A 26,652-nucleotide genomic window follows, 5' to 3' on the forward strand; every position below is an offset into this window, starting at 1 on the left:
GGACCGTGCGAGGCTGCCCGGGGCAGACTGGCGACGGCGCCGACACGCACCATCGGAGGTCGACGATGCGCATCGAGTCCCGATACAACGGGCCGGCCGGTTCCGGCAACGGCGGCTGGAGCGCGGGGACCTTCGCCGCCGCGGCGGGCGGCAGCGGGCCGGTCGAGGTGACGCTGCGCCGGCCACCACCGCTGGAGACCGAGCTGACCCTGATCGGCGGCGAGGTCCGGGGCCCGACCGGTGAACTCGTGGCCGAGGTGCGCGCGGCCGGGGTGGTCGATGCCGTCGTACCCCCGGTCGACCTGGAGACGGCGGTGGCCGCCGCGACCCGCTACCCCGGCCTGGTCGAGCATCCGTTCCCCAGCTGCTACGTGTGCGGACCGCAACGGGTCGACGGGCTGCGGATCTTCCCCGGCCGGCTGCCGGACGGGCGGACCGCCGCGCCGTTCCGCGCGCCCGCGCAGGTCAGTGCGGCCACGGTCTGGGCGGCGTTGGACTGCCCCGGCGGTTGGGCGGTGCTCGCGCCGGGCCGCCCGTACCTGCTGGGCCGCATCGCCGCAGTGGTCGCGGCGCTGCCGCGGCCGGACGACGAGTGCGTGGTGACCGGGGCGTTGCTGCGCGTCGACGGCCGCAAGGCGCTCGTGCACACCAGCCTGTACGGGCCGGACGGCGCGCTGCTCGGCGCGGCGCGGGCAACCTGGATCGCCCGCTGAACCCGACCGTAGTCCGCAGGGAGGAGTCGCCTCCGCCCTGCGACGGATCAGGACATACGGACCGCGCCTGATTGACCTTGTTGCATTGGGCCGTCACGCTGTGCCACGGCGTACCTCGACGCCACACACGGGAGGAGAACGATGACTGACGGGCAGCGAAGCCCCACCAGCGACGGTCAGATCGTGGTGTCCGGTCTGACAAAGCAGTACAAGAACGTCCGGGCGGTGAACAACCTGTCCTTCACCGTGGCACCGGGACGGGTGACCGGCTTCCTCGGCCCGAACGGCGCCGGCAAGACCACCACGCTGCGCATGCTGCTGAACCTGGTCACGCCGACCGCCGGCACGACCACCATCAGCGGTCAGCGGTACGCCGACCTCACCGACCCGCTGCGGCACGTCGGCGCGGTGCTGGAGGCGTCCAGCGCGCACAAGGGCCGTACCGGCATCAACCACCTGCGGGTCATCTGCGCGGCGGCCGGGCTGCCCAAGCAGCGGGCCGACGAGGCGCTGGCCCTGGTCGGGCTGAGCCCGGCGGCGAAGCGCAAGTTCAAGGGTTACTCGCTGGGCATGAAGCAGCGGCTCGGTATCGCCGCCGCGATGCTCGGTGACCCTCGGGTGCTGATCCTCGACGAACCGGCCAACGGGCTCGACCCGGAGGGCATCCGGTGGATGCGCGGATTCCTCAAGAACCTCGCCCACGAGGGCCGTACGGTGCTGGTCTCCAGTCACCTGCTGTCGGAGATGCAGCTGCTCGCCGACGACGTGGTGATCATCGCGGCCGGGCAGCTGGTCCGGCAGGGCCCGGTCGACCAGGTGCTCGGGTCGATGGCCCAGGGTGCCCGGGTCCGGGTCCGCACCCCGCAGGCCGAGGCGCTGACCGCCGCCCTGAAGGCGCAGTCGGCGACAGTGGACGTCGACGAGCACGGCGTGCTGCTGGTCGCCGGGGTGGACGCCCCGACGATCGGTCGCGCCGCCCTCACCGCCGGGGTGGAGCTGCACGAACTGACCACCGAACGGCCCGATCTGGAACGGGTCTTCCTGGAGCTGACGGCCGGAAAGGCGGGCATCCGATGAACCTGGTCCGATCCGAGCTACTCAAGATCCGCACCACCAGCACCTGGTGGTGGTTGGCTCTCGGCGCGTTCCTCTCGATCGCGCTGGCGTTCGCGGTCAACGCGTGGCTGGCCGTCACGGCGCTCGGCGGCGACGCCGACGAGATCGGCGTCAGCGCCGAGCAGGCGACCGCGCCGGCGCAGGCGGCGAACCTCTACACCTCGGGCCAGTACCTCGGGCTGATGTTCGTGATGCTCATCGGCATCCTGATGGTCACCAACGAGTTCTTCCACCAGACCGCGACCACCACGTTCCTGACGACCCCGCGGCGAACGTCGGTCATCGTCAGCAAGCTCGTCGCCGCGAGCCTGCTCGGCTTCATGTTCTGGCTGGCGACCACGCTGATCGACCTGGCCGCGGGCGCGATCTTCCTGTCCGCGAACGACTACGGCACCCAGCTCGGTGAGTGGCCCGTGCAGCGGGCACTGCTGTTCAACCTGCTCGCCTACGCGATCTGGACGATCCTCGGGGTGGGCATCGGCACGCTGATCACCAACCAGCTCGGAGCGGTGATCACGGCGGCGGTGCTCTATCTGATCGGCACCCAGGTGGTGGGTCTGCTGTTCCTGCTCCTGTCGAACCTGCTCGACAGCGAGGCGGTGCTCAAGTGGCAGGTGATCTGGCCGGCGGTGGCATCCCAGGTCATGATCACGGAGGGCACCTCTGAGTTCACCCCGTCCTGGTGGGTCGGCGCCCTGGTGCTGATCGGCTATGCGCTGGTCAGTGGGGTTGTCGGCGTCCTGCTCACCCGGCGGCGCGACATCGCCTGACAGCGCACCCGACCCCGGGGTGGCCGTGACAAGCTGGCCGCTCCGGGGTCGTCACCGCCATCGGCGGGCCCGGGACATCGTGGAACTGACGCGCTACCAGCTCTCCACCGGACGCGCAGCGGTTGCCGAACTTCTGGCATCTTCTGTGAAACCGGCCACGGGACCGAGGCGGAAATGCCTGCGGGATCGGTACGGCGTAGCCTGGGAGCCGTCCAGTCCGTGCTCCTAATCGGGCGCGACAGGACACACCGCGTGCCACACAAACCCGCGTGAAAGAGGCGATTACCGGCCGTGTCGACCCAGCAGACTTCGCAGGAGAACCCACTGGCGGGTTTCGGCCCGAATGAGTGGATCGTCGAGGAGATGTACCAGCGTTACCTCGCCGACCCATCGAGCGTCGATTCGGCCTGGCACGACTTCTTCGCCGACTACCGGCCGGCACCAGGGGCGGGCACCCCGGGCGGTGCCGAATCGTCGGACAAGCCGGCCGCCGCCCCCGAGCCGGACGGCCAGCCCGAGGCCGCCGTCAGCGTCGCCCAGCCGAGCGCCCCGGCCAAGCCGGCGACCGCGAGCAAGCCGGCCGCCCCGAGCAAGCCGGCCGCCGCCCAGCCGGCGCCGACCAAGTCCGCCGCTCCGGCCACGCCCAAGGCCGCCCCGGCGAAGGCAGCGCCGGAGAAGGCGGCCCCGGCCAAGCCGGCCGCCAAGGCCACCGAGCCGAGCGCCGACGGCCCGCAGACCACCCCGTTGCGGGGCGTCGCCGCGAAGATCGTCCAGAACATGGACGCCTCGCTGAGCGTGCCCACCGCGACCAGCGTGCGCGCGGTCCCGGCCAAGCTGCTCGTGGACAACCGCATCGTGATCAACAACCACCTCGCCCGAGGGCGGGGTGGCAAGGTCAGCTTCACCCACCTGGTCGGCTACGCGATGGTGCGCGCGCTGGTCCAGCACCCCGAGATGAACAACTCCTTCGCCGAGGCCAACGGCAAGCCGGCGGTGGTCCGCCCGGCACACGTCAACCTCGGCATCGCGATCGACCTGGCCAAGCCGGACGGCAGCCGCAACCTGGTGGTCCCCTCCATCAAGGGCTGCGAGCAGATGGACTTCCGGCAGTTCTGGCAGGCGTACGAGGACGTGGTCCGCCGGGCCCGGCGCAACGAGCTGACCATGGAGGACTACTCCGGCACCACGATCTCGCTGACCAACCCGGGCGGCATCGGCACCGTGCACTCGATGCCGCGGCTCATGCAGGGGCAGAGCGCGATCATCGGTGTCGGCGCGATGGAGTACCCGGCCCCCTACCAGGGGATGTCCGAGGCCACCCTGGCCGAGCTGGCGGTCAGCAAGATCATCACGCTGACCAGCACGTACGACCACCGGATCATCCAGGGCGCGCAGTCCGGCGAGTTCCTCAAGGTGATGCACGAGCTGATCCTGGGCGAGCACGACTTCTACGACGAGATCTTCACCTCGCTGCGCATCCCGTACGAGCCGGTGCGGTGGATGCGCGACGTGGCGGTCAACTCCGAGGGGCAGATCAACAAAACCGCCCGGGTGCACGAGCTGATCCACGCGTACCGGGTGCGCGGTCACCTGATGGCCGACACCGACCCGCTGGAATTCAAGATCCGCAAGCACCCCGACCTGGACGTCCTCCAGCACGGGCTCACCCTGTGGGACCTGGACCGCGAGTTCCCGGTCAACGGCTTCGCCGGTCGGCAGCGGATGAAGCTGCGCGAGATCCTCGGCGTGCTGCGCGACTCGTACTGCCGCCGGGTCGGCATCGAGTACATGCACATCCAGGACCCGGAGGAGCGCCGCTGGGTCCAGGAACGGATCGAGCGCAAGTACGAGAAGCCGTCCGCCGACGAGCAGAAGCACGTGCTCAACCGGCTCAACGCCGCCGAGGCGTTCGAGACCTTCCTGCAGACGAAGTACGTCGGCCAGAAGCGCTTCTCGCTGGAGGGCGGCGAGTCGCTGATCCCGCTGCTCGGTGAGGTGCTGGAGTCGTCCGCCGAGAGCGGGCTGGACGAGGTCGTCATCGGCATGGCCCACCGGGGTCGGCTCAACGTGCTGGCCAACATCGTCGGCAAGCCGTACGAGAAGATCTTCTCCGAGTTCGAGGGCCACCTGGACCCGCGCTCGACGCAGGGCTCCGGCGACGTGAAGTACCACCTGGGTCAGAACGGCAAGTTCACCACCCCCGACGGCGAGCACGCGGTCAAGGTGTCGGTGGTGGCCAACCCGTCGCACCTGGAGGCCGTCGACCCGGTGCTGGAGGGCATCGTCCGGGCCAAGCAGGACCGGATAGACCTCAAGTTGGAGGGCTACACCGTGCTGCCGCTGGCGGTGCACGGTGACGCCGCCTTCGCCGGGCAGGGCGTGGTGGCCGAGACGCTGAACCTGTCGCAGCTGCGCGGCTACCGCACCGGCGGCACCGTGCACGTGGTGGTCAACAACCAGGTCGGCTTCACCACCGCCCCGGAGTACAGCCGGTCCAGCCTCTACAGCACCGACGTGGCCCGGATGATCCAGGCGCCGATCTTCCACGTCAACGGCGACGACCCGGAGGCCGTGGTCCGGGTGGCCCGGCTGGCGTTCGAGTACCGGCAGACGTTCAACAAGGACGTCGTGATCGACATGGTCTGCTACCGCCGGCGCGGGCACAACGAGGGCGACGACCCGTCGATGTCCAACCCCCAGATGTACAAGATCATTGATTCGAAGCGCTCGGTTCGCAAGCTCTACACCGAGGAGCTGATCGGTCGCGGCGACATCACCGTGGAGGACGCGGAGGAGCTGCTGCGCGACTACCAGGCGCAGCTGGAGAAGGTCTTCAAGGCCACCCGGGACGCCGCCTCGGCACCGCGCCAGCTCAACCGGCCGCGCCGTGAGGAGGAGCCGGAGCCGCAGGTCGACACCGCCACCGACGCGTCGGTGGTCAAGGCCATCGGCGAGGCGCACATCAACCTGCCGGAGGGCTTCACCCCGCACAAGCGGATCCAGCAACTGCTGGACCGGCGGGCCAAGATGTCCGTCGAGGGCAACATCGACTGGGGCTTCGGCGAGATCATCGCGCTCGGGGCGCTGCTGCACGACGGGGTCACCGTCCGGCTCGCCGGGCAGGACTCGCGTCGCGGCACGTTCGTCCAGCGGCACGCCTCGGTGGTCGACTCCCGCACCGGCGACGACTACCTGCCGTTGAAGTCGCTCACCGGCGACGGCGACCGCTCCCGGTTCTTCGTGCACGACTCGCTGCTCAGCGAGTACGCGGCGATGGGCTTCGAGTACGGCTACTCGGTGGAGAACATCAACGCCCTCGTCGCCTGGGAGGCCCAGTTCGGCGACTTCGTCAACGGCGCCCAGTCGGTGATCGACGAGTTCATCTCGTCCGGTGAGGTGAAGTGGGGCCAGCGCTCCGCCATCACCCTGCTGCTGCCGCACGGCCACGAGGGTCAGGGCCCGGACCACACCTCCGGCCGGCCGGAGCGGTTCCTGCAGATGTGCGCCGAGGACAACATGCGGGTGTCCATCCCGACCACCCCGGCGAACTACTTCCACCTGCTGCGCCGCCAGGCCCTGTCGCCCAAGCGCAAGCCGTTGGTGGTGTTCACGCCGAAGTCGCTGCTGCGGCACAAGCTCTGCGTCTCGTCGGTGGAGGACTTCACCACCGGCACCTTCCAGCCGGTGCTGCGCGACACCGCCGCCCCGGCGCCGGAGGCGGTGAAGCGGGTGCTGCTCTGCTCCGGCAAGGTCTACTACGACCTGTTCCAGGCCCGGCAGGAGCGCGGCGTCACCGACACCGCGATCCTCCGGCTCGAGCAGCTGTACCCGCTGCCGGTGGAGGAGATCCGGGCCGCCCTGGCGCAGTTCCCGAACGCGGAGGACTTCGCCTGGGTGCAGGAGGAGCCGGCCAACCAGGGCGCCTGGTCGTTCGTCGCGCTCAACCTGCTGGAGCACCTCACCGACGTTCGGCTGCGGCGGATCTCCCGCCCGGCCGCGGCCGCCCCGGCGGTCGGCTCGGCCAAGACCCACGAGGTCGAGCAGAACGCGCTGATCGAGGCGGCACTTCCGCGCCCGTGACCTGACCGCACCGCGACAGCCGGGGCAGGGCCGTTTCCACGGTCCTGCCCCGGCTCCGTCGGTCGACCCAACCACCCGCCCGGCCTGCGCCGGGCCGAGTAAGAGGACCTACCCATGTACTTCACCGACCGTGGCATCGAGGAGCTGGTCGAGCGCCGGGGCGACGAGCAGGTGACCCTGGAGTGGCTCGGCGAGCGGCTGCGCGACTTCGTCGACCTCAACCCCGAGTTCGAGACACCGATCGAGCGCTTCGCCACCTGGCTGGCCCGGCTCGACGACCCCGACGAGGACTGACCCACCCGGTGCCGGGAACCACCGCCCGATTGGGCAGCTGACGGGCGGCTGGCAGCTGGCCGGTGCCGGCCGGTCAGCCGGTCCGCGAAGTGACCCGTTCCAGGCCCGTGCGTCGCAGTTTCTGCCAGCCCAGCCGGCCGCCGGTCAACGCGGTGACCACGGCCTGAACCATCACCAGATACATCAACTGCCGGTAGACGAACTGTTGGAGCGGCAACACCCACAGCACCCCCAACTTCTCCCGGTCCAGCCGGAACGCCACCACCGCGGTGACCAGTTGCACGCCGAGCATGACCAGCCAGGCCACCGCCGTGGCGGTCCGGTCGAGGAAGAAGAGGCCGTACAGGGCCAGTAGGTCGATCACCGGCGCGAGCAGCGGCAACAGCACGCCGAAGAGGCTGAGGAAGAACAGGCAACGCCGGGTGAACCGGCCCGACGCACCCCGGTCGAATACGGAGCGGCGATGCTTCCACATCGCCTGCATGGTGCCGTAGCTCCACCGGTAGCGCTGTTTCCAGAGCTGGCCGATGCTCGTCGGCGCCTCGGTCCAGGCGCGGGCCGTCTCCTCGTAGACGACCTTCCAGCCGGCCCGACCGAGCGCGATGGTGACGTCCGTGTCCTCGGCCAGGGTGTCATCGGTCATCCCCCCGGCGTACCGCAGCGCCTGTCGCCGGAAACCGCCGATCGCCCCGGGCACCGTCGGCATGCAGCGCAGCGTCTCGTAGAGGCGCCGGTCCAGGTTGAACCCGATGACGTACTCGATGTGCTGCCACTTGGCGATCAGGCTGCGCCGGTTGCCGACCTTCACGTTGCCGGCCACCGCGCCCACCTGCGGGTCGGCGAAGGGCTGCACGAGCCGGCGGACGGCGTCGGGTTCGAAGACAGTGTCCCCGTCGACCATGACGATCAGGTCGTGCCGGGCGAACGCCACGCCGGTGTTCAATGCGCTGGGCTTGCCACCGTTGGGTTTGCGGACCACCCGGACGTTGGGCAGGCGGAGCGCGTCGACGATGTCCGCGGTCCCGTCGGTGGAGCCGTCGTCGACGACAACCACCTCGATTCCGCCGGGATGGTCGCCGCCAGCGAGTGAACGGACCGCCGCGGCGATCCCCTCCTTCTCGTTGTACGCCGGGACGATCACCGACACCGGCGCGGTGACCGGCGGCCCCCACGTCCAGTCCGTGGCCCGACGGCGACGGGCGTGTCGCCCGGCGAGCAGGAACAGCACGGCGGTACGCCCGACGGTGAGCACCCCGACGAGCACGAAGAGGATCCCGAACACGGTCAGCACCTGGTCGGCGCCCCGTACCGCCCAGACCAGCATCTGGCCGCGCCAACGGTCCCCAGCGGTGGCCGCCGCACCGGATTCCGCCCGGTAGTCGACCCCGGCGGCGGCGAAGGCGAGGTTCAGTCCGTCCGTCGCGGTGACGAAGCGGTATCCCCGTTGCTTCATCATCGGGATGAAGCGGTCGAGGGCGGCGACGGTCTGCGCGCGGTCACCGCCGGCGTCGTGCCAGAGGGTGATCGCACCCGAGTCGCCGTCCGGGGTGGCGTTCTCGACGATCTTGTCTACGCCGGGCAGCGCCCAGTCCTGGCTGTCGGTGTCGTTGAGCACCGTCAGGTAGCCCAGGTCACCGGCGGCGATCAGCACCGGCCAGTCCTGGTTGTCGATCGCGTCGGCATGCGAGGAGTACGGAAACCGGACCAGCGAGGTGCGCACGCCGGTGACGGCGGCGAGGGCGAGCTGGGTCTGGGCGTACTCCAGCTCTTGCCGCCATCCGGACAGCTCGGTGAGGTCGGGGTGGGTGAACGTGTGCACGCCGAGCTCGTGGCCACCCGCGACCAGGTTCCGGGCCATGTCGGGGTGCCGGGCGACCTGCGAACCCAGCACGAAGAACGTGCCAGTGACCTGGTGGGCGTCGAGGACGCGCAGAACCTCGGGGGTCCAGACGGGGTCGGGGCCGTCGTCGAAGGTGAGCGCGATGGTCCGGTCCGGCAAGCGGTAGGAGCGGACCTGCTCGCTGTTGGCGCTGATGATCGGCCCCCCGTTCACCACTGAGGTGGGGACCTCGCGTTGCCCCTGGTTGCTGTGCTGGTGGTCCGGGGTGAAGGAGGCGTTGGTGTACGCGTTGACCAGAAGTACGCCGGCCAGAACCGCCAGCAGCATGCCGAGCAGGACCCAGCGCGGTGGAGGTACGGCCCGACGACGGCGGGCCGTGATCGCCGGCTCAGCCATCCGCGGGGAGGAGGTCGGTGGGGAGTCCGCCGGGTTCGGCCGGTTCCTCGGGTGGGAGCGGCGGGTCCTCGGTCGAGGGTGAGACGGCGGGTGTCGGGGCCACCGAGGTGGGCCGCCCCGAGCTGGGCGAGGGCGGCACGCTGGTGGGGTCACCGCTCGCCGGGCTGGCGGCGCTCCGTGACCGCGTGGGGGCAGGCGAGCGGGGAGCCGGCGGGGCGACGGTGGGTGCCACCCTGGCCGCCGGCGTACGGGGGACGGCTGTCGACGGCTCGGGGATGGCGGTAATCGCCTCGGCCTGTGGCGACTGGGTCCGTTCAGGCTGCTCGGCCTCGTCCACGAACGGGAGCACCGTGTGCGGCTCCACCATGCCGCCGGCGAAGCTGACGGCCACCAGCCCGGTGTAGGTCAGGCCCAGCAGACCGACGACGTATGCGAGCCAGCGCAGGCGGGAGCGGCGTCGGCCACTGGGGTCGACGAAGACCGGGGGCGGTTGGGGCGCGGCGGCGATCAGCTCGGTGGGGCCGTCGGTGCGGTTGGCCACCATGGTGGGCTCGTCGACCGGCGCCGCCGGTCGGGACCGAGGGTCGCCGGACCCGGCGGGCGTCGACCTCCCAGTCGACGTATCGTCGCTGCTCAAGCCCCGGGTGGTCATGGGACGCGAGTCTAGGCGTGAGTTTTTCTCAGCTTTGCTGACGGCTCACTGACTGAGACGCCGACCGCACCGTCGGGGCCACGAGGGGGTCGCCGCGACCGCCGCCTTCTCGTCGTCAGGGAGGATTCGTACCCGGCCTGCGGCCGGTGACGGCGGCGGCTCAGGGGCCGTAGGGCCCGGGTGGGGAGTCTCGCGATCTTCTAGGGTGGGGGCTGTGGCTCGCAGCGTGTATCTGACCAGCGTTGGTTCGGGCGGAGGCAAGTCGACGATCGCCCTCGGGCTGGCGGAGTTGCTGTCCCGCCAGGTCGGGCGGATCGGCGTGTTCCGGCCGCTGGTCGCCGACACCGGGCAGGATCCGATCCTCGCCCTGCTCAGCGAGCGGTACCGGGTCGAGGTGCCGCTGGCCGAGCTGGCCGGGGCGAGCTACGCCGAGGCCGCCGCGCTGGTCGCGGACGGCCGACGGGAACAGCTGATCTCCGCGATCGTCGAGCGCTACCGGGCGGTGGAACGGCAGTGCCCGGCGGTGGTCGTGGTGGGCAGCGACTTCGACGACCCGGGTGATCCGGCCCGCCCCCGCGAGCTGGCCTTCAACGCCCGGCTGGCCACGGAGTTCGGCAGCGTGGTGGTGCCGGTGGTGGACGGCTTCGGGCAGGAGCCGGCGGCCGTGGCGGCGGCGATGCGGGGGGCGTACCACGACCTGGCCGACCTGGGCGCGACAGTGCTCGCGGTGATCGCCAACCGGGTGTCCGAGCCGATGACGCTGCCCGACCTGCCGGTGCCCGCGTACGCCATCCCGGAGGTGCCGAGCGTGTCGGCGCCGACGGTGGCCGAGGTGGCGGCGGCGCTCGGCGCCACCCTGCTGGCCGGGGACGACGCCGCGCTCGGTCGCGACGTGCTGGATTTCGTGGTCGGCGCGGCGCATGTGCCGACCCTGCTGGGCCACCTCACCGAGGGCGCCCTGGTGATCACCCCCGGGGACCGGGCCGACCTGCTCGTCGCCGCGAGCGCCGCGCACGTGGCCGGGCAGGTGTCGGTGGCCGGGCTGGTGCTCACCCTCGGCGAGCAGCCCGACCCCCGGGTCATGCGGCTGGTGGAGGGGCTCAACACCGGGCTGGCGGTGCTCTCCGTGCGCAGCGACAGCTACGACACGGTGGCCGCGTCCAGCCGCATCGAGGGCCGGCCCAGCGCGGCCAATCCCCGCAAGGTGGAGGCCGCGCTCGGCGCGTTCGAACGCTGCGTGGACACCGACGACCTGGCCCGCCGGCTGCGGGTCAGCCGGTCGGCGCGGGTCACCCCGCTGATGTTCGAGAACGAGCTGATCGACCGGGCCCGCTCGAAGCCCCGCCACCTGGTGCTGCCGGAGGGCACCGACGAGCGGATCCTGCGCGCGGCGGAGATCCTGCTACGCCGCGGAGTGGCCGAGCTGACGCTGCTCGGCAGGCCGGACGACATCGCCCGGCGCACCCGCGAGCTGGGCATCGACCTGGGCGACGCGCACCTGGTCGACCCGGTCACCAGCGGGTGGCGCGACGACTTCGCCGCCGAGTACGCCCGGCTGCGCGCCCACCGGGGCGTCACCGCCGAGTTGGCGCACGACATCGTGGCGCAGCCCAACTACTTCGGCACCCTGATGGTGGCGACCGGCCGAGCCGACGGCATGGTCTCCGGCGCGACGCACACCACCGCCGCGACCATCCGGCCCGCGTTCGAGATCATCCGTACGCTGCCGGACGTCTCGGTGGCCTCCAGCGTCTTCTTCATGCTGCTCGCCGACCGGGTGCTGGTCTACGGCGACTGCGCCGTCAACCGCGACCCCGACGCCGCCCAGCTCGCCGACATCGCGATCTCGTCGGCCGACACCGCAGCCCGGTTCGGCATCGAACCCCGGGTGGCGATGCTGTCGTACTCCACCGGCAGCTCCGGTGCCGGCGCGGACGTGGAGAAGGTCGCCGCGGCCACCGCGCTGGTCCGGGAACGCCGGCCCGACCTGCTGGTCGAGGGGCCCATCCAGTACGACGCGGCGATCGACCCGGCGGTGGCGGCGACGAAGCTGCCGGGCAGCCCGGTCGCCGGCCACGCCACGGTCTTCATCTTCCCGGACCTGAACACCGGCAACAACACGTACAAGGCGGTGCAACGCTCCGCCGGGGCGGTCGCCGTCGGCCCGGTCATGCAGGGCCTACGCCGACCGGTGAACGACCTGTCCCGGGGCGCGTTGGTGACGGACATCGTCAACACGGTGGCGATCACCGCCATCCAGGCGGCCACCGAGGAGGCGTCGTGAGTCAGGTGCTGGTGCTCAACTGCGGGTCGTCGTCGGTGAAGTGGCGCCGCTACGACGGTGAGCGGGCGCTGGACCACGGCACCGTCGAACGCATCGGTGAGCCCGGTGGCGGCCCGACTGACCACACCGAGGCGGTCCAGCAGATCCTGGACGGGCTGGACCTGACCGGGTTGGCGGCGGTCGGGCACCGGGTGGTGCACGGCGGCCGGAAGTTCAGCGCGCCGGTGCTCGTCGACGACGCGGTGCTGGCCGCGATCCGCGAGCTGATCCCGCTCGCCCCACTGCACAACCCGGTCAACCTGGCGGGCATCGAGGTGGCCCGCTCGGCACTGCCGGACGTGCCGCAGGTCGCCGTCTTCGACACCGCGTTCCACCACACCCTGCCCGAGGCCGTCGCGACATACGCGATCGACCGGGACACCGCCGAGCGGTACGGCATCCGCCGGTACGGCTTCCACGGCACCTCACACGCGTACGTGTCCCGCCGCACCGCCGAACTGCTGGGCCGGCCGTACGAGCAGGTCAACACGATCACCCTGCACCTGGGCAACGGGGCCAGCGCGTGCGCGGTCGAGAACGGTCGCAGCGTCGCCACCTCGATGGGCATGTCCCCCCTCGAAGGGCTGGTGATGGGCACCCGCAGCGGCGACATCGACCCCACCGTGATCTTCCACCTGCGTCGGGAGGGTGGGCTGTCGGTGGACGACATCGACGACCTGCTCAACCACCGCAGCGGCCTGCTCGGGCTGACCGGCGTCAACGACATGCGCGAGGTCCTCGAGCGTCGGGCTGCCGGTGACCAGGCGGCGACGCTGGCCTTCGAGGTGTACTGCCGGCGCATCACCGGCTACGTCGGGGCGTACTACGCGCTGCTCGGCCGGGTCGACGCGATCACCTTCACCGCCGGGGTCGGCGAGCACGCCGCGCCGGTGCGGGCCGCCGCGCTGGCCGGCCTGGGTCGGCTCGGCATCAGCGTGGACGACGCCCGCAACGACGGTGACGGCGACCGGGTGATCTCACCGGACGGCGCCGAGGTGAGCGTCTGCGTCATCCGCACCGACGAGGAGCGGGAGATCGCACGACAGACCCGGGACCTGATCGAGGCGGCCTGACGGCTCGGTCAGTCGCCCGCGCGACCGGGCCACCAGCTCAGCCGCCCGCCCGACCAGGCCACGGATCACCGGGCCGCCAGCCAGGCGACCAGCTCAGCCGGTCGCCGGCCAGGCGACGAACTCAGCCGGTCGCCAGCCAGGCGACGAGGGCCACCAGCACCACGACGACCACCGCCGCGCCGATGATGAGCGGCAGGCGGGACGGGGCCTCCGCCGGTGCCGCGGCCTCCGGCGTCTGGCTGAAGGCACGGAACGCCTCGGTGTTGCCGCTGGGGTCTGTGTAGTTCTCAGGCATGTCGGTGACCCTAGCGAAGCTGGTCACGCGGCACCGTCCCCGGCCCGCGCCGTCGCGGGGGTGGACCCGGCCGGTGGAGGTGACCCGACCGGGTGGCCGGTGCAGCCGAACCGGACGGCGGGGCTGTTACGCCCTCCCGGGCACCTACCGTGAAACGATGGGGGCGGGCCGGCTGCTGGCCGTACTGGTGACAGCGTTGCTGGCCGGCTGCGCGCCGGCCACGGCAGTGGCCGGCGGGGCCACCGACCCGGTGCCGGCGCGTCGAGCGCCCGAGGGGTCGTACGCCGTCGGCGTGCGTACGCTCACCCTCGATCCGCGTTCGGCGCGCCCGCTGCCGGTGACGATCTGGTACCCGACGTCGACCGGTCAGGTGGCGGCCGGACGGTTCCCGGTGGTGATCTACAGCCACGGCCTGGGCAGCCGACCCGAGTTGCACGCCGGCCTGACCACCCGCTGGGCGGCGGCCGGTTTCGTGGTGGCCGCACCCGCGTACCCGCACACCCGGCAGGGTGCCGCGCACTTCACCCGGGCCGACGTACGCCACCAGCCGGCCGACGCCTGGCGGCTGATCCGGCACCTCGGGCGGCTCGACCGCAACCGCGCCGATCCGCTCGCCGGGCACCTCGACCTGACCTCGATCGCCGCCGCCGGGCACTCGGCGGGCGGCTTCACCACCTCCGGCATGTTCAGCGAGGGCCACCAGACCCGCTTACGCGCCGGGATCGTGATCGCCGGCGGCGGGTTGCCGGGCAGCTTCGCCGGGCCAGCCGCGCCGGTGCTCTTCGTGCACGGCACGGCTGACCCGGTGGTGCCGGTGACTGTCGGCCGGGCCGCGTACGCGCGCACCCCCGGGCCGGCCGCGTTCCTCAGCCTGCTCGACCAGGACCACGGGGCGTACCTCACGCCGGGCCACCCGGGCTTCGCCCCGGTCCTCGCCACCACCACCGACTTCCTGCGCTGGACCCTCTACGGCGATCAGGTTGCCGCCGCCCGCCTCCGCACCGACGCCCACTCCCCCAACCTGACCCGTTACGAGTCCCGCCCGGCCCACTGACCCCTGCCGCTGTCGGTACGGTCGTGCGGTGGACGAGCTTGCGCGCCGGCAGTTGGCGAGCATCGCCGAGGTCATCACGGTGACCGGGGCCTGTGGCATCCCGGTGTGGCTGCGCGGCGGCTGGGCGATGGACTTCCAGCTCGGCACTGTGACCCGCCCGCACGTCGACGTCGACTGGTACTGCTGGCGCGACGACGCGGACCGGCTGGCCGACCTGCTGCTGGCCCGGGGCTGGCTTCCCGACCCGCGGATGCCCGCCCGGTTGCAGCTCGACCTGTTCGCCGCCGACGTGGAGGTCAGCTTCGCGTACCTGGGTCGGGATGCCGCCGGCCGACCGACGGTGGGTGCCGGGTCCTGGGCCGGCACCCCACTGCCGGCCGGGATGCTGGCCGCCCCACCCGGCCGGATCGGCCCGCTCACCGTGCCGACCATCTCGGTGGCCGCCCAGATCGAGTTCAAGCAGATGTACCCAGTCTGGATGCCGGAACGTCAGCGCCGCCCGAAGGACGCCGACGACCTGGCCCGGCTGCGCGATCTCGCCCCCGCCCCGCGGCGCGCCCCCTGAGCTGTGGGTGAGCGGGCGGGCACACAGTGCCAAAGTGCGCCGGGCAGGTCTGCGGGGCGAGGCACAATCGGACTCATGTCGCGTCGTGTCACCCCCGCCCTGCTGGCCAGCGCCCTGCTCCTGGCCGGTCTGGTCGGCTGCTCGGCGGACGCCAGGAAGGCCGAGAGCCAGCAGGCGCCCGTCGAACCACCGCCCGCCGCCACCCCGACACCGCAGGTACCCGCCGGGAAAGCCCCGCAGCGCGCCTTCGCTGTCGGCGTACGCCAGCTGAAGCTGAACAGGGACGGCCGCGCGCTGCCGACGACGCTCTGGTACCCGGCGGCCGGGCAGTCCGGCGGCGCGGCCAAGCGGTCGGCGACGGCGGCGGAGGGCCGGTTCCCGGTGGTGATGTTCAGTCACGGCCTGGGTGGGCGGCCGGACGACTACGCCACGCTGCTGACCCGCTGGGCGGCGGCCGGTTTCGTGGTGGCCGCGCCCGCGTTCCCGCACACCTCCCGGGGCGCCGACAACAACGTCCTCGACGTGCTCAACCAGCCCGCCGACGTGTCGTACGCGTTGGATCAGGTGTTGGCGTTGGACGGCAAGGCCGGCGACGCGTTGCGCGGCCGGTTGGACGGTGAGCGGGTGGCCGCCGCCGGGCACTCGGCGGGCGGGGTGACCACCATCGGCCTGTTCACCGCGAGCCGGGACGAACGGCTGGACGCGGGAGTGGTGTTCGCCGGCACGGCGCTCGGGGTGGGTACCGCGTTCGCCGGTGCCGCCGCCCCGCAGTTGTTCGTGCACGGTGAGCTGGACGAGGTGGTCGAGTACGCGGCCGGCAAGGCCGCCTACGACAAGGTGCCCTGGCCGAAGGCGATGCTGAGCCTGCCGAAGGGCGACCACGGGCGGGCGCTGCTCAGCGACGGCGCGACGCTGCGGGTCGTCTCGGACACCTCGGTCGAGTTCCTACGCTGGTCGCTCTACGGCGACCCGGACGCCAAGAAGCGCATCTCCACCGACGCGACGCGCGGCGACATCGCCACCTTCGACGACCACCTCTGATCCCGCGCCTCGCGCCCCGCGCCCCGCGCCGCACGCCGCACGCCGCACGCCCAAGATCTGCCAACATCGGGGATGTTGCTGCCTCGGCACGCCGGAATGCAGCAGTTTCCCCGATGTTGCGCAGATCATGGCGCGGCGCGACGCGAGCGCGGCGCGGACAGGCGGGCGTTAGGCCTCGTGGTCGATGACGACCTTGCCGAAGGCGTCGCCGGAGTGCAGTCGGGCGAAGGCGTCCTCGACCCGGCTGAACGGGATGACGCAGTCGACTACCGGGCGCACCTCGTTGTCCGAGCAGAACGCCAGCAGCTCGTACAGCTCGCCGGGCGTGCCCATCGAGGTGCCCAGGATCTCCAGCTGCATGGCGAAGACGCGGCGCAGGTTGACCGACGGCTCGTGCCCGGCGGTCGCGCCGGAGACCACGATCCGGGCCATCGGCGCGGCCGACTTCAGCGAGTGGTCGAAGGTGGCCGCGCCGACCGTCTCGATCACCACGTCGACCCGCTCCGGCAGCCGGGCGCCGGGCTCCACGGCGGTGGCGCCGAGGGCGGAGATCCGGTCACGCTTCACGGCGTCGCGGCTGGTCGCGTACACCCGCTTGCCCATCGCGACGGCGAGCGCGACGGCCGCGGTGGCCACCCCACCGCCCGCGCCCTGGACCAGCACGCTGTCGGCCTCCGCGACGCGGCCCTTGGTGGTCAGCATCCGCCACGCGGTCAGCCAGGCCGTGGGCAGGCACGCCGCGTCGGTCGCCGCCATGCCGTCGGGCAGCGGGATCAGATTCGACCGGGGTACGACCACCCGCTCGGCGAGCGTCCCGGCGAAGTGCTCGGAGAGGATGGAGACCCCGCGCGGGTCACCCGGGGTGACGACCACCGGGTAGACGACCACCGGACGCCCCTCCGGGTCCACCCCGACCGCGTCGCAGCCGAGGATCATCGGAAGTTGGGCCTCGGTGAGACCCACCCCGCGCAGCGACCAGAGGTCGTGGTGGTTGAGCGAGGTGGCCCGCAACTGCACGGTCACCCAGTCGTCCGCCGGAGGGGTCGGCTCGGGCCGCTCACCGACGGTGAGCGCGGCGAGCGGGTCGGCGTCGTCGAAACGGGAGGCAAAGGCAGCACGCATGATCGGCACGGTAACAAGCTGAGCGCTCGTTAAGAAGGCGTGCGCGTAGGCCAGCGGCGCATGCTTCGCCGGAGCGCCCCTGGCCCACGCGTGCGCGTAGAGCCGGCGGCGCATGCTGCCCCGGAGAACCCCCGGCCCAGGCGTGCGCGTAGAGCCGGCGGCGCATGCCGCGCCCGAGCGCCCCTGGCCACGCGTGCGTCCTAGCGGCGGGCGACGCCGTCGCGGCGGGCGGCTTCGGCGACCGCCTCGGCCACGGCCGGCGCGACGCGCGGGTCGAGCGGGGACGGCACGATCGCGTCGGCGGTCAGCGACTCGGCCACCACACCGGCGATGGCGTCCGCGGCGGCGACCTTCATCGCCTCGGTGATCCTGGTGGCGCCGGCGTCCAGCGCACCGCGGAACACCCCGGGGAAGGCCAGCACGTTGTTGATCTGGTTGGGGTAGTCACTGCGCCCGGTGGCGACCACCGCGACGTGCCGGGCGGCCACCTCGGGGTGCACCTCGGGGGTGGGGTTCGCCAGCGCGAACACGATTCCGCCGGGCGCCATCTGAGCCACCGCCGCCTCGGGGATCTGCCCGCCGGAGACCCCGACCAGCACGTCCGCGTCGCGCAGCGCCTCGGTGACGTCGCCGTGCCGGCCGTCGGCGTTGGTGCTCGCGGCCAACTCGGCCTTGGTGCCGGTCAGCTCGGTGCGGTGGCGGCCGATGATCCCCTTGGAGTCACAGACCACCACCTGGTCGGGGTTGACGCCCCCGGCGATCAGCATCTTCGTCACCGCCACGCCGGCCGCGCCCGCGCCGCTCACCGCCACCCGCAGGTCACCCAGCTTGCGGTCGAGCAACGTCGCGGCGTTGCGCAGCGCGGCGAGCACCACGATCGCGGTGCCGTGCTGGTCGTCGTGGAAGACCGGGATGTCCAACGCCTCGTCGAGTCGACGCTCGATCTCGAAGCAGCGCGGGGCGCTGATGTCCTCCAGGTTGATCCCACCGAACGAGGGTGCCAACGCCCGCACCACCGCGACGATCTCGTCCACGTCCTGGGTGTCCAGGCACACCGGCACCGCGTCCACGCCGCCGAACTGCTTGAACAGCACGGCCTTGCCCTCCATCACCGGCAGCGCGGCCCGGGGGCCGATGTTGCCCAGCCCGAGCACCGCCGAGCCGTCGGTGACCACCGCGACCGTGTGCGACACCCAGGTGTAGTCATCCACCAGGGCCGGGTCGGCGGCGATCGCCTCACACACCCGGGCCACCCCTGGGGTGTACGCCAGGGAGAGGTCCTCCCGGCTGGTGAGCGGCACGGTCGAGGTGACGGCCATCTTGCCGCCCCGGTGCAGTTGGAAGACGGGATCAGCGGGGTCCACGGTGGACGAAGACATGGTGGTGACTCCAGGATCTGTCGAGCAGATGTGAGGCGGCCGGCCCCGCCGCGAGGTGGGCGGCGGGCGGTGGCACGCGGTGCGGGGGGTCACCCGGGCACTTTCCGAGCATAGTGTCGACACCACCCCTCGGATGTGAGCAGGGTCATAACTGCCGGCGAGGTACCCGTCCCGGGCGCGGCCAGTAGCGGGCCACCACCCGTCCGCGCACGTCGGCCACCCCGTACGCCCGGGAGTCGTCGGTGATCAGGTCGTTGTCGCCCCGCAGCCACCAGCCGCCGTCCTGCGACCGGACCGCACGCTTCACCACCAGCAGATCGGGCCGGGTCCGGAAGACCGCGACCACCACGTCACCGGCCCGGATCGGGCGGCCACCGACGCGAACCAGCACCGCGTCGCCGTGCCGCAGCGTCGGGACCATGGACGGGCCGGTCACCAGAACGGCGGTCAGCGGCCTCCGCAGCCGGGGCGCCTCAGCCGGGTGATCGGCGGTCACTGGTTTCACCTCAACCGGTTGGGGGAGCATCTCCAGGAGTAATGTCGCCTTTGATCATCGCAAACTTCCCATGGAGGATCCCGATGCGACTTCCGCGCATCCTTGCGCCCCGCGTCACCGCGAGCGCTCACTGCGACCTGCCGTGCGGTGTCTACGACCCGGCCCAGGCCCGGATCGAGGCCGAGTCGGTCAAAATGATCTGCGAGAAGTACCAGTCGAACACCGACCCGGAGTTCCGCACCCGCGCCATCATCATCAAGGAGCAGCGCGCCGAGCTGGTCAAGCACCACCTCTGGGTGCTCTGGACCGACTACTTCAAGCCGCCGCACTTCGAGAAGTACCCGAACCTGCACAGCCTGTTCAACGAGGCCACCAAGCTCGCCGGCGCCGGTGGCGTCAAGGGCAGCCTCGACCCGGCCACCGCCGACAAGCTGCTCGCGAAGATCGACGAGATCTCGAAGATCTTCTGGGAGACCAAGAAGGCGTGACCTCTCCGGTCATCCCGACGATCCGGCCGGCACGTCCCGAGGACGTGCCGGCCGTCGTCGCCATGGTGCACGAGCTGGCCGAGTACGAACGCGCGCCGGAGCAGTGCCACCTCACCGCCGAGCAGTTGACCTCGGCCCTGTTCGGTGCCGGCGCGACGTCGGAAGAGCCGAGCGCTCCGGCGCTCTTCGGCCACGTCGCGGTGGATGAGCAGGACCAGCCGGTCGGCTTCGCACTGTGGTTCCTCAACTTCTCCACCTGGGCCGGCGTGCACGGCATCTACCTGGAGGACCTCTACGTCCGGCCGGCCGCCCGGGGCACCGGCGCCGGTCGGCTGCTGCTCGCCACGCTGGCCGACATCTGCGTACGACGCGGCTACCGGCGGCTGGAGTGGTGGATGATCGACTGGAACCCGGCCGCCGGTTTCTACGCCTCGATCGGCGCCGAGCAGATGAGCGAGTGGGTTCCCTACCGGCTCAGCGGCGACGCGCTCCGCCAGCTGGCCGATCACGTCACCACCGCCGGCACGCGTACGGGCGACTGACCGGGTAGAGTCCCCGACCGGGGGGATGAGGCGTGACTCAACTGACTGGCCAGCCAGCGACCGACGACGACGTGGTGCACCTCACGGTGCCCGCCGACGGCGGTTACCTCGGCGTTCTTCGCACCGCCACCGCCGGTCTCGCGGCCCGGTTGCAGTTCGCGCTCGACGAGATCGAGGATCTGCGGATCGCTGTCGACGAGGCGTGCGCCATGCTGCTCGCCATCGCCACCCGCGACGCCGAGCTGGAGTGCCGTTTCGCGGTCACCGAGGACGCGCTCACCGTCGAGGTGACAGTGCCGACCGTGCGCGGTGCCACCCTGCCCGCCGAGTCGTCCTTCGCCTGGAAGGTGCTCACCGCGCTGACCACGTCGGCGTCCGCCACGTCGGCCGACGGCCGGGCCACGATCGCGCTGCTCACCCGCCGCTCCGGCGGCTACTGACCGACCCGGCCCACCCTGGTGGTCACTGGAAGCCGAGGGCACGGGTCGTCGGGGAGCAGACCAGCAGCCAGCCCACGCCCAGGCCGAGCGCCATCAGCGGCACGCCCAGCCAGCCCAGCCCAGCCTGGATCATGAACCAACCGATCGGCAGCAGCATCAGCTGAAGCACGATGGCGGGGGCGCGTGCGCCCGCCTGACGGCGCAGCAGCGCGCGTCCCAGCGCCCAGAGCACGACGGCCGCGCCGATGGCGAACCCGGTCACCAGCAACGCCGCCAGCAGGTCGGTGCGGGTGGCGGTGAGGTCGGCCCAGATCAGCCAGACGGCGATCAGCCCGACGACTGCCGCCTCTGCCCACAGCAGCCGGACCGCCCAGCGGAGCGTGACGGGGATCGGGTCCGAGTCGATGGTCACGCGCGCCACGATACCCGGGCTGCCGGCAGGTACAGTGCCGCCCATGCGGGCCGTCCTGGTGGTCAATCCGAAGGCCACCACCACCAGCGAACGCAGCCGGGACGTGCTTGTCCGGGCGCTGCGCAGCGAAGTCGATCTCAGCGTGCGCTACACCCGTCGGCGCGGGCACGCCGTGGCGCTCGCCCGGGAGGCAGCCGCGGAGGGGGTCGACCTGGTCGTCACCCTGGGTGGCGACGGCACGGTGAACGAGGTGGTGAACGGCCTGATGACGGCCGAGCCGCCGACCCGCGCCGGTGATGCGCCGATGGCCGAGCGACTGCCCGCGCTGGCCACCGTCCCCGGCGGTTCGACAAACGTGTTCGCCCGCGCGGTGGGGCTGCCCCGGGAGTGGCCGGAGGCGACCAGCATGATCCTGGAGGGGCTGCGGCTGGGCCGCAGCCGGACGGTGGGGCTGGGCCGCGCCGACGACCGCTACTTCACCTTCTGCGCCGGGTTCGGCCTGGACGCCGCGGTGATCCACCGGGTGGAGCAGGCCCGGCGCAAGGGGCGGGTGTCCACGCCGTCGCTCTACCTGCGTTCGATCATGAACCAGTATTTCCTCGCCTCGGACCGGCGGCACCCGGCGATCGTCCTGGAGCGCCCGGGCGAGCCGGCGGAGGCCGAGCTGGCCACCGTCATCATCCAGAACACTGCCCCGTGGACGTACCTGGGCGACCGGGAGGTCAACCCGAACCCGGAGGCGTCGTTCGATCTCGGGCTGGACGTACTGGCGTTGCGTCAGCTCCGGGTGGCTAGCACAACACGGACAGTGACGCAGTTCCTGTCCCGGCAACCGAATCCGCGCGGTCGTCAGGTGTTACGACTCCATGACACGGCGGAGTTTACCCTGGTCTCCAGCCGCCCGCAGGCGTTCCAGCTGGACGGGGACTATCTCGGCGAGCGGGAGAAAGTCAGATTCACCTCCGTTCCGGCCGCACTGAGAGTAATCTGCTAGGTCTCGGGTACCGCAGTTGGTCGACACGGTGGCCACAACCGATCGGCCGGGTCGCCGCCACACCGAGGGGCAGGTGCCGGAAATGTCAGCAATGTCACGCGGACTGTACTATATTGATCCTCGACTGTGGCACGCCGGGTAACCAGGAAAGCGCGGAAACCCGGACAAACGGGTTGTGGGCTTGCTCACCGCCCGGAGTTTTTCCGAGCGTCACCCTTGACATCACGACTGTTCGTGAAAGTATTCACAAGCGAACTTGAGTTACCGGGACATTGCCTGGATATGCTCGTCAGGTTGAGCTGTTCCAGCAGGTCCCCGGCACTAACTGCCTGCTCACGCACTGCCGAATGGACGAACGCTAACTGTCACCTCGGCACTGCGGATGCATATAGGGAAAGCACGACAAGCAATATTTGCCACCCATCCAGAATGAGGAGTGTTGCCGCCATGGACTGGCGTCACCATGCTGTCTGCCGCGACGAGGACCCGGAGCTGTTCTTCCCGATTGGGACGTCCGGACCGGCTCTCCTGCAGGTCGAGCAGGCCAAGGCCGTCTGCAGGCGCTGCTCCGTGACCGACCAGTGCCTGCAGTGGGCACTCGAGTCTGGTCAGGACGCCGGCGTCTGGGGCGGAATGAGCGAGGAGGAGCGGCGCGCTGTCAAGCGGCGCGGCGGTCTCCGGGTGCTGCGCGCTCACTCCGCCTGATCCCCAACGACACAGCTGTACGCCCCGGTGGGTTCGCCCACCGGGGCGTTCCGCTGTCCGGCACCGGGCCGGCACCGGATCAGCCCCGTCGAGGCCGGCACCGGATCAGCCCGTCGACGCCAGCACGGGCCGATCGTCGACCCGGCGCAGCACCAACTCGACCAGCTCCGGCGCGTCGGTCAACGGCGCGGCAACCGCCACCGCACCCGCCGCCCCGGCCGCCTCGGCCACCGCGTCATGGAACAACCCCGGCGCCAGGAAGTACGCGGACACCGCGACCCGCCGCGCGCCGGACGCCCGCAACCGGGACACCGCCACGCCGGCCGCCGGTGGAGCCGCCGACGCGTACGCCACCCGGCAGGGCACCCCGAACTCCACGCCGAGCGCATCGGCAACCCGGCCCACCGAGCGGCGCGCCCGCGCATCCCGGGTGCCCGCCGCAGCCAGCACCAACGCGTCGAACCGACCCCGACGCGACGCGTCCAAACCGCCCCGACGCGACGCGTCCAAGCTGCCCCGACGCGACGCGTCCAAGCCGCCCCGACGCGACGCGGTCGAGCCATCCGGCCACGTCTCACCCAGCCGACGGCACAGCCCGGCCAGCAGCGCCGGATCGGGGGTGTCGTCCGCCGGGCCGAGCACGTCGGTCACCCGTACCGCCAGTGGCGGCCCGGACCGGGTGGCCGCGGCGACCGCCGCGGGAATGTCCACCCGATGGTGGTACGCGGCGGTCAGCAGCAGTGGCACCAGCACCGCCCGACGGTGACCGGCCACGGCCAGCTGACGCAGCAGCTCGGTCGGCCCCGGCTCGGTGTGGTCCAGCCAGCTCGCCCACACCGGTGTGCCGGGCCGGGCCGCCGACACCGCCCGAGCCAGCGCCCGGGTGGCATCGGCCGCTCGCGGATCACGGCTGCCGTGCGCGACGAGCACCACCGGGTCCGCCCCGCCGGCCGCACCGGTCACTGTCGTGCCCGGCGAGGTCAGACGTGCAGCCCGCACTCGGTCTTCTCGAACATCGCCCACCGGCCGGCCCGCGCGTCCTCGCCGGCCTTCGTACGGCGGGTGCACGGCCAGCAGCCGATCGACCCGTACCCCTGCTTGAAGAGTTCGTTGACCGGCACGTTGAACCGGGCGATGTAGGCGTCCACGTCCCGTTGCGACCAGGCCGCGATCGGGTTCACCTTGACCTTGCCGCGGCGCGCGTCGAAGGTCACCACCGGGGTGTTGGCCCGGGTCGGCGACTCGTCCCGACGCAGACCGGCGGCCCAGGCGTCGTACCCGCTCAGCGCCCGCTCCAGCGGCTCCACCTTGCGCAGCTGGCAGCAGTCGTCCGGTGACTTGTTGAACAGTCGCGGACCGTACTGGCCGTCCTGCTGGCCGACGGTGAGCCGGGGCCGGATCGACCGGACGTTCACCGGCAGCGTCCGGGCCACCTCGTCACGGACCCGCAGCGTCTCGGGGAAGTGCAGCCCGGTGTCGAGGAAGACCACGTCCACCCCGGGAGCCACCCGGGACACCAGGTGCGCCAGCACGGCGTCGGCCATCGAGCTGGTCACGCAGAACCGCTCGCCGAAGGTCTGCGCCGCCCAGCGGGCGATCTCCAGTGCCGGGGCGCCCTCCAGGTCCCGAGCGGCCTGCTCGGCCAGGGCCCGCAGCTCGTCCGGGCTGCGCCCGCTCGGGTCGGCCGGTGCCGAGGCGCCCGGGCCCACCAGGCGCAGGCTCGTGGCCGAGACGAGACCCGCGCTCACCGGGTCACCGTCCGGCTGAGCAGCCCGATGAACTTCACCGAGAAGACCCGGGTGCAGGCGTGGCACTCCCAGGCGCCGTGCCCCGACTCGTGCGGCCGCAGGTCCTCCTCGCCGCAGTACGGGCAGTGCAGAGGTGCCGCTCGGTTCTCGCTGCTCACCGCAGTTCCTCCTCGTCGACTCTGATCACCCAGTTGGCGAACGTCTCGCCCTCGCTGCGACCGGCCAGGTAGCGAAGGGCCAGCCGTTCCACGTACTCCGGAAGCTCGTCGGCGGTGGTCTTCAGGCCGCGCAGCTTGCGGCCGAACCCGGCGGTCTGCCCCTGCGCCATGCCCAGGCCGCCGCCCAGGTGCACCTGGAAACCCTCGACCTGCCGGCCGTCCGGGCCGACCACCAGTTGGCCCTTCAGCCCGATGTCGGCCACCTGGGTGCGGGCACACGCGTTCGGGCAGCCGTTGATGTGGATCGAGATGTCCGCGTCGAAGTCGCGCAGCCGCTGCTCCAGCCGGGCCACCAACTCCTCGCCACGGGCCTTCGTCTCGACGATGGCGAGCTTGCAGTACTCGATGCCGGTGCACGCCATCGTGCCGCGCCGCCAGGCCGACGGCCGGGCCTCCAGACCGATCCCGCGCAGCGCGTCGACGAGCGACTCCGTCCGCTCCGACGGCACGTCGAGCACCAGCAGCTTCTGGTACGGAGTGAGCCGCACCCGGTCGCTGCCGTGCGCCTCGACCACGTCGGCGAGCTGGCTGAGCTGCGCGCCGGAAACCCGCCCGACCACCGGGGCGGCGCCCACGTAGTGCCGCCCGTCGGCCTGCTCGTGCACGCCCACGTGGTCGATCGGCTTCGAGGGCAGGATCGGCGCTGGGCCGTCGAGCAGCGTACGACCGAGGTAGTCCTTCTCCAGCACCTCGCGGAAGCGCTCCACGCCCCAGTCGGCCACCAGGAACTTCAGCCGGGCCCGGTTGCGCAGTCGGCGGTAGCCGTAGTCGCGGAAGATCCCGACCACCCCGGCCCACACGTCCGGCACCTCGGCCAGCGGCACCCAGACGCCGAGCCGCTTGGCGAGCATCGGGTTGGTGGCGAGACCCCCGCCGACCCAGACGTCGAAGCCGGGGCCGTGTTCGGGGTGGTCGACACCGAGGAAGGCGATGTCGTTCGACTCGTACGGGGTGTCCACCAGCCAGGAGATCGACGTCTTGAACTTGCGGGGCAGGTTGGAGAACTGCTTGTCACCGACGTACCGCGAGACGATCTCGTCGATCGCCGGGGTCGGGTCGAGCAGCTCGTCGCGGGCCACCCCGGCGACCGGGCTGCCCAGCACGATCCGCGGGCAGTCGCCGCACGCCTCGGTGGTCTGCAGGCCGACCGACTCCAGCCGACGCCAGATCTCCGGCATGTCCTCGACCCGGATCCAGTGGTACTGGATGTTCTGCCGGTCGGTGATGTCGGCGGTGTCCCGGGCGAACTCCCGGGAGATGTCCGCGATCACCCGCAGCTGGGCCAGGCTGAGCTGACCGCCGTCGATGCGGACCCGGAGCATGAAGAACTCGTCCTCCAGCTCGTGCGGCTCCAGCACGGCGGTGCGCCCACCGTCGATGCCCGCCTTGCGCTGGGTGTAGAGGCCCCACCAGCGGAACCGGCCGCGCAGGTCCTGCGGGTCGATGGAGGCGAAGCCGCGGTGCGCGTAGATGGTTTCGATGCGGGCTCGAACGTTGAGTGGGTCGTCGTCCTTCTTGATCCGCTCGTTGGGGTTGAGCGGCTCACGGTGGCCGAGCGCCCACTGACCCTCACCCCGTGGCCGGCGCGGCGCTCGGGTCGGGCGAGCCGTCGGGTCCTCGGAACGGGCCGGGATGCTGCTGACCGCCATCGCGGCGTCCTCCGTTGTCTGCTGTGCCTCGGGGCACGCGGGGCGCGGCGGCCGGCCCGGCGAAGCGGGCAAGACAACGGTGTCGGGGACAGCCGGCGCGGAGCGCGCCCGAGACGGATTGGTCGGGCGTCGTCAGTTGGCCGGACAGATCGCGCTGCGCACGCGGCCGTAATCGACGTGGCGACGTGCCACGAAGCGGCGGACTACTGCGGCGGTCATGGGCTCATGCTGCCACACCCCATGGGGG

The 26,652-nt window shown here is 71.7% G+C and carries 26 protein-coding genes; 15 read left to right on the top strand and 11 right to left on the bottom strand.

Features of this window, described 5'->3' with window-relative positions:
• Positions 1-65 precede the first annotated feature (65 nt).
• The 5 genes from KBX26_RS27835 to KBX26_RS27855 all read left to right on the top strand — a co-directional run bounded on the left by KBX26_RS27835 (position 66) and on the right by KBX26_RS27855 (position 6,973).
• Complete coding sequence (locus tag KBX26_RS27835; RefSeq protein ID WP_030336712.1) at positions 66-713, top strand: hypothetical protein; 648 nt, start codon at positions 66-68, stop codon at positions 711-713.
• Between the two features lie 141 nt (positions 714-854).
• Entirely contained in the window at positions 855-1,790 is a 936-nt protein-coding gene (locus KBX26_RS27840) for an ABC transporter ATP-binding protein (protein ID WP_030336710.1), read from the top strand.
• Positions 1,787-2,599, top strand: coding sequence for an ABC transporter permease (locus tag KBX26_RS27845; RefSeq protein ID WP_030336708.1), 813 nt, complete (start codon positions 1,787-1,789; stop codon positions 2,597-2,599). The genes KBX26_RS27840 and KBX26_RS27845 overlap by 4 nt, the downstream gene beginning before the upstream one ends.
• A 291-nt stretch (positions 2,600-2,890) precedes the next feature.
• Positions 2,891-6,679, top strand: coding sequence for a multifunctional oxoglutarate decarboxylase/oxoglutarate dehydrogenase thiamine pyrophosphate-binding subunit/dihydrolipoyllysine-residue succinyltransferase subunit (locus tag KBX26_RS27850; protein ID WP_210866755.1), 3,789 nt, complete (start codon positions 2,891-2,893; stop codon positions 6,677-6,679).
• 114 nt (positions 6,680-6,793) lie between these two features.
• Entirely contained in the window at positions 6,794-6,973 is a 180-nt protein-coding gene (locus tag KBX26_RS27855; protein WP_030336704.1) for a DUF6104 family protein, read from the top strand.
• Between the two features lie 73 nt (positions 6,974-7,046).
• Here the strand turns inward: KBX26_RS27855 and KBX26_RS27860 are convergent, their stop codons facing one another.
• Together KBX26_RS27860 and KBX26_RS27865 are read right to left on the bottom strand one after the other, a co-directional pair.
• Positions 7,047-9,209: a bifunctional polysaccharide deacetylase/glycosyltransferase family 2 protein gene (locus KBX26_RS27860; RefSeq protein ID WP_210866756.1), complete on the bottom strand. Its 2,163-nt coding sequence runs from the start codon at positions 9,207-9,209 to the stop codon at positions 7,047-7,049.
• Positions 9,202-9,753, bottom strand: a complete 552-nt coding sequence (locus tag KBX26_RS27865) for a hypothetical protein (protein ID WP_210862860.1) — start codon at positions 9,751-9,753, stop codon at positions 9,202-9,204. Before KBX26_RS27865 ends, KBX26_RS27860 begins: the two co-directional genes overlap by 8 nt.
• A gap of 313 nt (positions 9,754-10,066) precedes the next feature.
• On the opposite strand from KBX26_RS27865, the gene pta reads away from it, so the two are divergent.
• Both pta and KBX26_RS27875 read left to right on the top strand, forming a co-directional pair.
• Positions 10,067-12,145 carry a phosphate acetyltransferase gene (pta, locus tag KBX26_RS27870; RefSeq protein ID WP_210866757.1) on the top strand — a complete coding sequence of 693 codons (2,079 nt, stop codon included), beginning with the start codon at positions 10,067-10,069 and terminating at the stop codon, positions 12,143-12,145.
• Positions 12,142-13,257 (top strand): acetate/propionate family kinase, encoded by a 1,116-nt coding sequence (locus tag KBX26_RS27875; RefSeq protein ID WP_030336697.1) that lies wholly within the window; start codon positions 12,142-12,144, stop codon positions 13,255-13,257. The genes pta and KBX26_RS27875 overlap by 4 nt, the downstream gene beginning before the upstream one ends.
• A 121-nt stretch (positions 13,258-13,378) precedes the next feature.
• Here KBX26_RS27875 and KBX26_RS27880 read toward each other — a convergent pair whose 3' ends face one another.
• The gene (locus KBX26_RS27880) at positions 13,379-13,552 is read right to left on the bottom strand and encodes a hypothetical protein (protein WP_167337346.1); all 174 of its coding nucleotides are present in this window, start codon (positions 13,550-13,552) and stop codon (positions 13,379-13,381) included.
• A gap of 157 nt (positions 13,553-13,709) precedes the next feature.
• Between KBX26_RS27880 and KBX26_RS27885 the strand changes: the two genes are divergently transcribed.
• From KBX26_RS27885 to KBX26_RS27895, 3 genes are all read left to right on the top strand, one after another.
• Complete coding sequence (locus KBX26_RS27885; RefSeq protein ID WP_210866758.1) at positions 13,710-14,606, top strand: alpha/beta hydrolase; 897 nt, start codon at positions 13,710-13,712, stop codon at positions 14,604-14,606.
• Positions 14,607-14,634: 28 nt separating this feature from the next.
• The gene (locus KBX26_RS27890) at positions 14,635-15,171 is read left to right on the top strand and encodes a nucleotidyltransferase domain-containing protein (RefSeq protein ID WP_210861704.1); all 537 of its coding nucleotides are present in this window, start codon (positions 14,635-14,637) and stop codon (positions 15,169-15,171) included.
• 75 nt (positions 15,172-15,246) lie between these two features.
• Positions 15,247-16,212: a dienelactone hydrolase family protein gene (locus KBX26_RS27895; protein ID WP_030336691.1), complete on the top strand. Its 966-nt coding sequence runs from the start codon at positions 15,247-15,249 to the stop codon at positions 16,210-16,212.
• Between the two features lie 168 nt (positions 16,213-16,380).
• On the opposite strand, the gene KBX26_RS27900 is transcribed toward KBX26_RS27895, so the two are convergent.
• The 3 genes from KBX26_RS27900 to KBX26_RS27910 form a co-directional block, all read right to left on the bottom strand.
• Positions 16,381-17,343, bottom strand: coding sequence for a zinc-binding dehydrogenase (locus KBX26_RS27900; RefSeq protein WP_030336689.1), 963 nt, complete (start codon positions 17,341-17,343; stop codon positions 16,381-16,383).
• Between the two features lie 191 nt (positions 17,344-17,534).
• Positions 17,535-18,713: an NADP-dependent malic enzyme gene (locus KBX26_RS27905; protein WP_030336688.1), complete on the bottom strand. Its 1,179-nt coding sequence runs from the start codon at positions 18,711-18,713 to the stop codon at positions 17,535-17,537.
• 145 nt (positions 18,714-18,858) lie between these two features.
• Positions 18,859-19,239, bottom strand: a complete 381-nt coding sequence (locus tag KBX26_RS27910) for a S26 family signal peptidase (RefSeq protein ID WP_051708804.1) — start codon at positions 19,237-19,239, stop codon at positions 18,859-18,861.
• Positions 19,240-19,292: 53 nt separating this feature from the next.
• On the opposite strand from KBX26_RS27910, the gene sodN reads away from it, so the two are divergent.
• The 3 genes from sodN to KBX26_RS27925 are packed head-to-tail and all read left to right on the top strand — an operon-like array spanning position 19,293 to position 20,679.
• Positions 19,293-19,697: a superoxide dismutase, Ni gene (gene sodN, locus KBX26_RS27915; RefSeq protein WP_030336684.1), complete on the top strand. Its 405-nt coding sequence runs from the start codon at positions 19,293-19,295 to the stop codon at positions 19,695-19,697.
• Positions 19,694-20,239 (top strand): GNAT family N-acetyltransferase, encoded by a 546-nt coding sequence (locus tag KBX26_RS27920; RefSeq protein WP_030336683.1) that lies wholly within the window; start codon positions 19,694-19,696, stop codon positions 20,237-20,239. Before sodN ends, KBX26_RS27920 begins: the two co-directional genes overlap by 4 nt.
• 32 nt (positions 20,240-20,271) lie before the next feature.
• The gene (locus KBX26_RS27925) at positions 20,272-20,679 is read left to right on the top strand and encodes an ATP-binding protein (protein ID WP_030336681.1); all 408 of its coding nucleotides are present in this window, start codon (positions 20,272-20,274) and stop codon (positions 20,677-20,679) included.
• 22 nt (positions 20,680-20,701) lie between these two features.
• Here KBX26_RS27925 and KBX26_RS27930 read toward each other — a convergent pair whose 3' ends face one another.
• Complete coding sequence (locus KBX26_RS27930; protein WP_030336679.1) at positions 20,702-21,091, bottom strand: hypothetical protein; 390 nt, start codon at positions 21,089-21,091, stop codon at positions 20,702-20,704.
• A gap of 43 nt (positions 21,092-21,134) precedes the next feature.
• On the opposite strand from KBX26_RS27930, the gene KBX26_RS27935 reads away from it, so the two are divergent.
• Both KBX26_RS27935 and KBX26_RS27940 read left to right on the top strand, forming a co-directional pair.
• Entirely contained in the window at positions 21,135-22,085 is a 951-nt protein-coding gene (locus KBX26_RS27935) for a diacylglycerol kinase family protein (protein WP_030336678.1), read from the top strand.
• Positions 22,086-22,532: 447 nt separating this feature from the next.
• Positions 22,533-22,790: a WhiB family transcriptional regulator gene (locus tag KBX26_RS27940; RefSeq protein WP_007072794.1), complete on the top strand. Its 258-nt coding sequence runs from the start codon at positions 22,533-22,535 to the stop codon at positions 22,788-22,790.
• Positions 22,791-22,895: 105 nt separating this feature from the next.
• On the opposite strand, the gene KBX26_RS27945 is transcribed toward KBX26_RS27940, so the two are convergent.
• The 4 genes from KBX26_RS27945 to KBX26_RS27960 are packed head-to-tail and all read right to left on the bottom strand — an operon-like array spanning position 22,896 to position 26,405.
• The gene (locus KBX26_RS27945; protein ID WP_210866759.1) at positions 22,896-23,789 is read right to left on the bottom strand and encodes a sirohydrochlorin chelatase; all 894 of its coding nucleotides are present in this window, start codon (positions 23,787-23,789) and stop codon (positions 22,896-22,898) included.
• Positions 23,771-24,538: a phosphoadenylyl-sulfate reductase gene (locus KBX26_RS27950; protein ID WP_030336676.1), complete on the bottom strand. Its 768-nt coding sequence runs from the start codon at positions 24,536-24,538 to the stop codon at positions 23,771-23,773. Before KBX26_RS27950 ends, KBX26_RS27945 begins: the two co-directional genes overlap by 19 nt.
• Complete coding sequence (locus KBX26_RS27955) at positions 24,535-24,696, bottom strand: hypothetical protein (protein WP_167337345.1); 162 nt, start codon at positions 24,694-24,696, stop codon at positions 24,535-24,537. Before KBX26_RS27955 ends, KBX26_RS27950 begins: the two co-directional genes overlap by 4 nt.
• Positions 24,693-26,405, bottom strand: coding sequence for a nitrite/sulfite reductase (locus KBX26_RS27960; RefSeq protein WP_030336675.1), 1,713 nt, complete (start codon positions 26,403-26,405; stop codon positions 24,693-24,695). The genes KBX26_RS27955 and KBX26_RS27960 overlap by 4 nt, the downstream gene beginning before the upstream one ends.
• Positions 26,406-26,652: the final 247 nt, after the last annotated feature.

It is taken from the genome of Micromonospora sp. C97 (assembly GCF_018070385.1).
Taxonomy (GTDB): Bacteria; Actinomycetota; Actinomycetes; order Mycobacteriales; family Micromonosporaceae; genus Micromonospora; species Micromonospora parva.